Genomic DNA, 6,429 nt, shown 5'->3' with positions numbered 1-6,429 from the left:
GCTTACGCGCCTGCGCAATGGCTGCGTCTGGCGCCAGATACCGGCCTCCATCGGAGAAACTGTCCGAGGTTATGTTGACGATGCCGAAAATGATGAGCGATTTATTCATGGGGGCTTCTATAATAATAATAATCGAGCATGAGTCTCATACGGATGCTCGGGTCGAAAGGGAATCCCCAGGCGAGTAACCTGTTTGCGGTGATCCATTAGCTGCAGGAGCAGAAGAGCATACATCTGGAAGCAAAGCCAGGAAAGCGGCCTATGGAGCTGTGCGGCAGCGCTCAGTAGGCAATTTTTCAAAATATTGTTAAGCCTTTTCTGAGCATGGTATTTTTCATGGTATTACCAATTAGCAGGAAAATAAGCCATTGAATATAAAAGATAAAAATGTCTTGTTTACAATAGAGTGGGAGTGACTGGCACTCACAGGCAATGTCTGGCACTGGCTGGCATCACAGCTGAGACTTCAATATCTCGCAGCTGAGCGATAAACTGTATAAAAACACAGTATCGCAAGGATGCGGATCATGCCCCAAGTGGCGGCCAGGATGGCCAGCCGGGACGAGAACACTGGTCGTTACCAGCGTCACCGGCCCGAGCAAACCCTGCTCTATCGGATCGTCGAAGAATACTACCCGACGTTCGCTGCCCATTTGGCGGCGCAGGGCAGGGAACTGCCCGGCTATGTGCAACGCGAGTTTGACGACTACCTCAAATGCGGCCGTCTCGAACACGGCTTTCTGCGGGTGCGTTGTGAGTCGTGTCACGCTGAGCACCTGGTTGCGTTCAGCTGCAAACGTCGGGGCTTCTGTCCTAGTTGTGGCGCACGGCGTATGGCCGAAAGCGCCGCGCTACTGGTCGATGAGGTTCTGCCCGTACAGCCCATGCGCCAATGGGTACTCAGCTTTCCCTTTCAATTGCGCTTTCTGTTCGCCAGCCGGCCGGAGGTCATGGGCCGGGTGTTGGGCATCGTTTACCGCGTCATCGCCACGCATCTGGTCAAGAAAGCGGGCTATACCCACCAAGCGGCCAAGACCGGTGCCGTCACCCTGATCCAGCGCTTCGGCAGTGCACTGAACCTCAACATTCACTTTCACATGCTGTTCCTCGATGGCGTGTACGTTGAGCGTCCCAATGGAACAGCCCGGTTCCTCTGGGTCAGGGCGCCGACCAGCGCCGAACTCACCCAACTGGCGCACACCATCGCCCATCGGGTCGGCCGCTATTTGGAGCGGCAAGGCCTACTGGAGCGGGATGCTGAAAACAGTTACCTGGCCTTGGATGCGGTGGATGAAGATGCGATGACTCCACTGCTGGGGCATTCCATCACGTATCGCATCGCCGTGGGGCCACAGGCAGGGCGCAAGGTGTTCACCCTGCAGACACTGCCCGCCTGCGACCCGGAAGATCAGTTTGGTGACATGCCCGGTAAGGTTGCCGGTTTCTCGCTACATGCCGGCGTAGCGGCCAAGGCCCATGAGCGCAGCAAACTCGAACGGCTGTGCCACTACATCAGCCGCCCGGCGGTGTCTGAGAAACGGCTGTCGCTCACGAAGAATGGCAACGTGCGCTACCAGCTTAAGACGCCGTACCGGGACGGCACCACGCATGTGATCTTTGAGCCGCTGGACTTCATCGCAAGACTGTCGGCGTTGGTGCCGAAGCCACGTGTGAACCTTACCCGGTTTCATGGGGTGTTTGCGCCCAACAGCAAGCACCGCGCCCTGGTTACACCTGCCATGAGGGGCAAGGGGAGCAAAAAGGTCAAGGTATCGGATGAGCCGCCAACACCCGCTGGGCGGCGAGCGTCGATGAAATGGGCACAGCGGCTCAAGCGTGTATTCCAAATCGACATCGAGACTTGCAGCGAATGCGGCGGTGCCATGAAGGTGATTGCCTGTATTGAAGATCCGGTAGTGATCAAGCAGATCCTCGACCATCTGAAGCAAAAAGCCGAAACCAACGAGTCCAGCCCGTTGCCCGAGAGCCGGGCACCACCGGCTGGCCTGTCGCCGGGTCTGTTTACCTGACCCGTCCCAAACGATTCCGATCACGATGCTGCGGTAATTCAGCCGCGGCAGGGATGCGTTATGCCGGCGGCTTGGGTTGGCCCCGGCTGTCGGGAAAAACGGGTGAATTTTCGGCGGGATCGATGGCTACACGGGCCGGATTCAGAATCACCCACTGGCAAAGCAGGCCGTCATTCGCGGTCTACAGTGGCTGGACTTGGAGAAAAACGGCGTTTATTCTTCCTATACTCTTTTATATCTGATAATTGCAGATTAAATTCAGATAATAAAACATTTACAATATTTTTGAATTGAGTTTCAGAATAAAAAGCTTTATTATGATGTTTTATTCTGGATAAACGCTCTAGTTCCCAATATCTTAATAATGACAATTTACCACCATCATATTCCCAAAGTGAAATATTTTGGTCGTGCCTTTTTGTATCTGTTTTATAAAAATTGGCATACTTGTTTATCTCTACATATGCAAATAAGTAGTAACCTTTTTCCAATTAAGTACCCTTTTATTTAATATCTTTGAGTTCTGCTTCTGTGGACTTTTTCTAATTTTGATTGTTCTTTTAAAAGTTTTTGATAAGAACCTTCTACGAGTTTTTTCTTGTCTTGGCATACAAACTGCTTATATGTATCGAACATTTTAATCCATTGAATATATGTCCAATCGGAAAAATTTAGTTCACTATCTAAATTGATAATTTTTTTCAAACGTTTTTGCTGTTCATAAGAAAAAATATTTTTTGTTTTTTGTTTAAAATTTAATCCTGGGGCAGTATACATATATGATAAAAAATCCCAATATTCTAACATTGTTGCTTTTTTTATATCACAATATTCTTTTTTATGGAAATGCACAAGAACTATAGACACGTTGGGTTTTGGTTTAAAATCTGAAGGCAAAAACTCATAAGCCAGTTTTATATCATATAACGGTTTGAACATAAGTGATTTTAATGTGTCTTTATAATATGGAGTGCCTGCGTATTTTAACATTGCTTCGTACTGCATTATAATATACATATCTTGTGGCGGGTTGATTGCTGTTAGTAATCTTGTTAAGATTTCTCCCGTCATATTAAACGGTATATTAGAAAAAACTTTATAATTGCCATCAGGAAGTTTTATGTTCATAAAATCTTGATTGATAAGTGTTAGTTTTTCACTATTCAAGTTTTGCTTTAAAAATTGATACAAAGAGGTGTCTAATTCAATTGCAATTACACTTTTACTTACTCTTAATAAATGTTCGGTTATTATGCCTTTTCCCGGACCTATTTCATATACAATGTCAGTATTATTTATATTGCTATTTTCAACAAGGCTACTAACTAATTTTTTATCGTGTAAGAAATTTTGTGAATCCCTAATATTTCTTTCCATAAATTCCCTTTAATTGCATAATCTTTAATAGTTTATATAATTAATTATAAGATGAAACGTACAGTTTGTCAACTATTGCCATTTAAATTGGACATATAGCAAGCATACAAAATAATGGTGTTTTTACATATAAAAAACTACTAATACTGGTTACAAATCTTAAACCAAATAAAAATTTGCATAAAAAAAGATGTGATGATTATTAAATTCTTCACAACTTTTATATGTTAATATTTAACCAAAACATTAGATTTTAATATGTTTAGTATTTTACTCTCATACTGGCACCGTGAAGTCTACGTCAATTCCCCAAACATTTAGAGTAAGTGCAAAAAAGCCATTTTTAAAATTTGTTTCGGACAAGTAAAAAGTTTTAGGCTCATCAATTCCCCAATAATATATATCTATATATTCTGCATAAAGAAATTTTTGAGATTCTTCATCGTATTTTATGCCTTCGACACCATATCCCTCTTGAAACCTATAATCGCCTAGTATATTGACAAATTCATGTGATAGATAAGGTATTGCATAGTTTTCATCATTGTTATCGTAGACAGCAATTAAGAGTTGGAATTCATAAGTATCATCATTAGAGTCGATTGCATTAATCGTTATCCATTGTAAACCGACACTTGTGTTGTCATATACAAAATCCTCACCTATTAAAACGGTAATAAACTCATTTGAAATTTCATTAAAATCGTAGAGATCGTAAATTAGTACCTCAAAATCTAATTTTAGACCCGAAAAATCCAAATCCATTGGCACAATTAGTAATGGATTTCTGTTGATTGAACCATATGAGGCATAGCTAACACCATAGTCAATTATGTCAGAATAATCAGTTATGTCAGAAAGATCCATATCGGCTATATTAATTATAACTTGTGAATCATGTATTACATCCCCATCTTTAGCAACTAAAAAGGTTTTTGAGGTGAAATAATCTTTTTCATCAACAGTATATTTGATAACTATAAAGCCGTATCCTTCTGTGTCAATGTCATAAGAAACAACCATATCTTTTGTAACTTGAACATTAGAATGTTTGTGGTGATTTATATAATAAATTCCTAGATATAAACTTAGTTTCATGTCGCTTAAGACTTCTTCTAAAGTGGAGCCTAATTTAACGGATTCAGAGTCTATATCAATTTCAATTTTATTATTAAATGCCAAGTTTTTTGAAAAATCATCGCTTGATATTTCATCTAAAATGGTTTTAATTTTTATTTCAAACTCATAACCTTCAATCTCAATTCTTGTATTATGAATGCCTTCATCCAATATTGTTTCTTGATCTTCATCAATTATGTCCTCAAAGCGAACAGTGTTAAAATATCCATTATCGTAAACTAGCACTATATCAGAAAAAAGCATACCTGCATTATATTCATTGATCTCTTCGTCTTCGATTGCGGTATAAAAAATTAGACCATAATTTCCATTAACATCTTTAGTTGGAGAGAGGTTTATAACTGCTAAAACCTCAAATTCCTCGTCATCTGCAACAAACAAGTCTTCGCGTATTAATGCTGCGTATTCGTTAAAGGCAAAAATAACATCTTCCGATATTTGGGTAAATAGAACAGCTTCCCAATTAGAAAAATAAGCATAAAAATCTTGAGTGCCTTTATTTATTACAAGCCGAATTTTCTAAATTACCTAAAGGAGGTAAGGTTCTTTGCTTAGCCGAAGGTGAAGGTCGCAATGCTGTGTTTTTAGCCAAGCAAGGTTATGACGTTACAGCGGTTGACCAGTCTAGCGTCGGCTTAGAAAAAGCACACAAATTGGCGGCTGAACAGGGTGTAAAAATCACCACAGTGGTAGCCAACTTAAATGAGTATGATTTAGGCGTAGACGCTTGGGATGGCATCGTTTCAATTTTCGCTCATGTGCCTCTTGAGTTACGGTTGAAATTGCATAAGCAGGCAGTGGCTGCATTAAAAGAAAATGGCGTCTTTATGCTAGAAGCCTATACAGCTGCTCATATTGACATGGATGGAGTGGGTGGTCCTCCTGCCTCGCAAATAGATATGTTTATGTCGCTTGAAGGGTTGCAGCAAGAACTAAACGGTTTGGATTTTATAATAGGTGCTGAAGTAGAGCGTGAAATCTCTGAAGGAAACTATCACCAGGGTAAAGGAGCAGTCGTTCAAGTGGTTGCCTGTAAGAAATAGTTAGTTAAATAGTAAGTTCTAAGGAAAGTAATGAGTACGTTTAAGCAATGGGTAAACCGTCTTTTAGGAGACGTAGGAACCGTTTTTTACCTATCAATACTCTTTATTGGTTTGTTTTTAATTGCCACAGTCAGTAACCCTGATGGCGTTCAAGAGTTAGCGCAAAAAGCACTGGATGCGACCGCTGATGACTTTGGCTGGTTGTACTTATTAGTGACCAGTGGCTTTGTCATTTTTACACTCTGGTTGGGGTTGTCACGCTTTGGCAGTATTCGCCTCGGGCCTGATGACGAGGCACCCGAGTTTAGCTATGGCTATCGCAAGGATGCGGATCATGCCCCAAGTGGCGGCCAGGATGGCCAGCCGGGACGAGAACACTGGTCGTTACCAGCGTCACCGGCCCGAGCAAACCCTGCTCTATCGGATCGTCGAAGAATACTACCAGACGTTCGCTGCCCATTTGGCGGCGCAGGGCAGGGAACTGCCCGGCTATGTGCAACGCGAGTTTGATGACTACCTCAAATGCGGCCGTCTCGAACACGGCTTTCTGCGGGTGCGTTGTGAGTCGTGTCACGCTGAGCACCTGGTTGCGTTCAGCTGCAAACGTCGGGGCTTCTGTCCTAGTTGTGGCGCACGGCGTATGGCCGAAAGCGCCGCGCTACTGGTCGATGAGGTTCTGCCCGTACAGCCCATGCGCCAATGGGTGTTGAGTTTCCCGTTTCAGCTGCGTTTCCTGTTTGCCAGCCGGCCCGAGATCATGGGGTGGGTGCTGGGCATCGTTTACCGCGTCATTGCCACGCACCTGGTCAAGAAAGCGGGCCATACCCACCAAGTGGCCA

At 43.2% G+C, this 6,429-nt stretch carries 6 protein-coding genes and 2 pseudogenes; 4 read left to right on the top strand and 4 right to left on the bottom strand.

The genetic code is table 11. The annotated features are described in order from the left end of the window. Nucleotides 1–109, bottom strand: a pseudogene (locus tag FTU39_RS13455) (dihydropteroate synthase); the annotation flags it as partial. Nucleotides 110–527: 418 nt separating this feature from the next. Here FTU39_RS13455 and FTU39_RS13450 point away from each other — a divergent pair. Beyond that, the gene (locus tag FTU39_RS13450; protein WP_138773302.1) at nucleotides 528–2,030 is read left to right on the top strand and encodes an IS91 family transposase; all 1,503 of its coding nucleotides are present in this window, start codon (nucleotides 528–530) and stop codon (nucleotides 2,028–2,030) included. 170 nt (nucleotides 2,031–2,200) lie between these two features. Here the strand turns inward: FTU39_RS13450 and FTU39_RS13445 are convergent, their stop codons facing one another. The 3 genes from FTU39_RS13445 to FTU39_RS13435 form a co-directional block, all read right to left on the bottom strand. Beyond that, a complete protein-coding gene (locus FTU39_RS13445) occupies nucleotides 2,201–2,521 on the bottom strand; it encodes a hypothetical protein (protein ID WP_179990683.1) in 321 nt (106 codons plus the stop codon). A 16-nt stretch (nucleotides 2,522–2,537) separates the two neighbouring features. Continuing rightward, nucleotides 2,538–3,407: a 23S ribosomal RNA methyltransferase Erm gene (gene erm, locus FTU39_RS13440; protein WP_107318659.1), complete on the bottom strand. Its 870-nt coding sequence runs from the start codon at nucleotides 3,405–3,407 to the stop codon at nucleotides 2,538–2,540. 276 nt (nucleotides 3,408–3,683) lie between these two features. Beyond that, entirely contained in the window at nucleotides 3,684–4,928 is a 1,245-nt protein-coding gene (locus tag FTU39_RS13435; RefSeq protein WP_179990686.1) for a hypothetical protein, read from the bottom strand. A 149-nt stretch (nucleotides 4,929–5,077) separates the two neighbouring features. On the opposite strand from FTU39_RS13435, the pseudogene FTU39_RS13430 reads away from it, so the two are divergent. From FTU39_RS13430 to FTU39_RS13425, 3 genes and pseudogenes are all read left to right on the top strand, one after another. Further along, nucleotides 5,078–5,590: pseudogene (locus tag FTU39_RS13430) on the top strand (class I SAM-dependent methyltransferase); the annotation flags it as partial. Between the two features lie 30 nt (nucleotides 5,591–5,620). After that, the gene (locus tag FTU39_RS14005) at nucleotides 5,621–6,100 is read left to right on the top strand and encodes a BCCT family transporter (protein ID WP_338242671.1); all 480 of its coding nucleotides are present in this window, start codon (nucleotides 5,621–5,623) and stop codon (nucleotides 6,098–6,100) included. Next, nucleotides 6,003–6,429: transposase zinc-binding domain-containing protein (locus tag FTU39_RS13425; RefSeq protein ID WP_373683005.1), on the top strand; the 427-nt coding region annotated here is incomplete at its 3' end. The genes FTU39_RS14005 and FTU39_RS13425, both read left to right, overlap by 98 nt.

The sequence above is a fragment of the Acinetobacter sp. YH12099 genome, from assembly GCF_013419195.1.
Classification (GTDB): Bacteria; Pseudomonadota; Gammaproteobacteria; order Pseudomonadales; family Moraxellaceae; genus Acinetobacter; species Acinetobacter towneri.
This window is presented reverse-complemented; position numbering and strand designations above follow the sequence as displayed.

Excerpts from the sequence above, each read along its gene's own strand:
- erm (WP_107318659.1), bottom strand. The coding sequence starts at position 3,407 with ATGGAAAGAAATATTAGGGATTCACAAAATTTCTTACACGATAAAAAA.
- FTU39_RS13450 (WP_138773302.1), top strand. The coding sequence starts at position 528 with ATGCCCCAAGTGGCGGCCAGGATGGCCAGCCGGGACGAGAACACTGGT.
- FTU39_RS14005 (WP_338242671.1), top strand. The coding sequence starts at position 5,621 with ATGAGTACGTTTAAGCAATGGGTAAACCGTCTTTTAGGAGACGTAGGA.